Source organism: Acidocella aquatica (genome assembly GCF_030160635.1).
GTDB lineage: Bacteria > Pseudomonadota > Alphaproteobacteria > Acetobacterales > Acetobacteraceae > Acidocella > Acidocella aquatica.
On record NZ_BSOS01000035.1, the window covers coordinates 1 to 1,682 of the forward strand.

The window sequence follows — 1,682 nt, forward strand, 5'->3', positions numbered from 1 at the left end:
AACTGAAACTCGCCGCGTGAATTCTACCATTAAGCCCCGTTAAAAACGGGGGGATTACCCAATGCCACGACGCGCTATGGGTGGGCATTGACGGCCGCCCCTTAGAGGCGAAGGGCATCCAGGAGATGGTCTGCAAGCGGTCCAAAGCCCGGTTCGGTGTCGCCTTCGGCCCCCATCGCTTTCGCCATGCCATCGCGACAACCGTTCCGCTGCGGGCTCCGAATGTGCCCGGCCTCGCCGCGCCACTGCTTGGCATCTCTAAAACTACGATCCAGAACCACTATGATCGCGCCTCACAGGTCAAGGCCGTCATAATGTTCCAGGATATCCTCGAACGGTGAAAAAAAGAAATCTGAACCGCACATAAGGATATCCTCGATCATCCGCTGACACAGACACAGATCAATCGGCCGCGGAGGTGGGCAACAGCTTGGTTATAATTGGCTCCTTGCAATGAAAGAAGCCAGCATCCTCAGACGGCGCCGCCCACCCCCTCAAACAAATCCTGCACGTCAAGCCTACCCGGCGCTCTCAACACCAACACCATTCCCGCGCAGCGGGTTCGTTCCCCGCCCCCCAATCAAGTGCGTCCGCCCGAAAGCGTAGAATCTCAACCGTCCATCGTGGCTTTGTCTGCGTCCTGGCCCGCCCACAAACACCGCAAGATTTTTCCGAAAATTTTCTAAAATATATAATTATATCAATAATTTATTGTTGATTTTTTCGTTTCGATTTGCTATATATGAGTTTGCAGATCCCCTCACCAAGCTGATAGGCCCGGTACCCGGGCAGGTTTTCCCTGCCCGGTATGCGCGTTCTGATCTGCCAGCCAGATGCCATCTTGGTGTCTGACCGACCCCATCAGCCTTTTCCAAGGATAATTTAATGACTGAAGATACCCAACCGGGCGCGAACCGTGAGGTTCGGCCCGCTGCGCCAACGCGCACCCGCAAAATGCGAACTGTCAATAATGCCGCCGAGACAAAGCGCCTTAAAACCGCGCTCTTCGCCGCACTTGACAGAACAGGCCTTAATTTAAAGGAGATCGCCGAAAAATGCGAACTCGAGAGTGCCAACCGGCTCTATAATTTGAAGAATGGACACAGCGAAATGTTGTCCGTTCAGACTTACCTGACTCTTGCCCGGCATTTGAACCTGCCGATCAGCGAGTTGCTCGGCATGCCTGATCGTACACCGTCTACGCCGGCTTCCGTGCGCGGAAGTGCTGCGATTCAGGTCACGGCTGAACGCTTTGCCCGGTCATTCACTTTCGTCAGGACAGCGACTCAGGAATTCTATGAGCGGCATGTCGAGCCTAACGATCCAGCACGCAATCAAGCGGCGAAGATCAACCTTCTGTCCGGCTTTCTCCGCATTGACCGTGGATTAGAGGCGGTGGCCCAAGACATCACAGAGTTGCTCAATCAACTGCGCGAGGTCGTGCCAGAGCTTCCGCCCCTCCCACCCCTATGACGCCACGCCCCGTCCCGCTTGCTGCGGACGGGGCGTTTGGCGTTTATATAGCGGCACGATCTGCCTCCGTCATCGCGCTGGTGTTGCCAGCTCCCCTACTGCGCCGCAATCCTCCAAACTGAACGGCTACTTATGGCGGCGTTGGGCCGTGGAACGAACCCGCTTCGCGGGATTGGTGCATGTGTTGATGGCGTTGCCTTAGCCCAGGT

The 1,682-nt window shown here is 55.9% G+C and carries 2 protein-coding genes; both read left to right on the top strand.

What is annotated here, in order from left to right; all coding sequences use genetic code 11:
• Positions 1–80: 80 nt before the first annotated feature.
• On the top strand, positions 81–341 hold the full coding sequence (locus tag QQJ84_RS07165) for a site-specific integrase (RefSeq protein WP_284257446.1): 261 nt from the start codon (positions 81–83) through the stop codon (positions 339–341).
• Positions 342–885: 544 nt separating this feature from the next.
• On the top strand, positions 886–1,473 hold the full coding sequence (locus tag QQJ84_RS07170) for a hypothetical protein (RefSeq protein ID WP_284257447.1): 588 nt from the start codon (positions 886–888) through the stop codon (positions 1,471–1,473).
• The last annotated feature ends 209 nt before the right edge of the window (positions 1,474–1,682 follow it).

What these genes read in the sequence shown, in the direction of transcription:
- QQJ84_RS07170 (WP_284257447.1), top strand. Translation starts at nt 886, where the DNA reads ATGACTGAAGATACCCAACCGGGCGCGAACCGTGAGGTTCGGCCCGCT.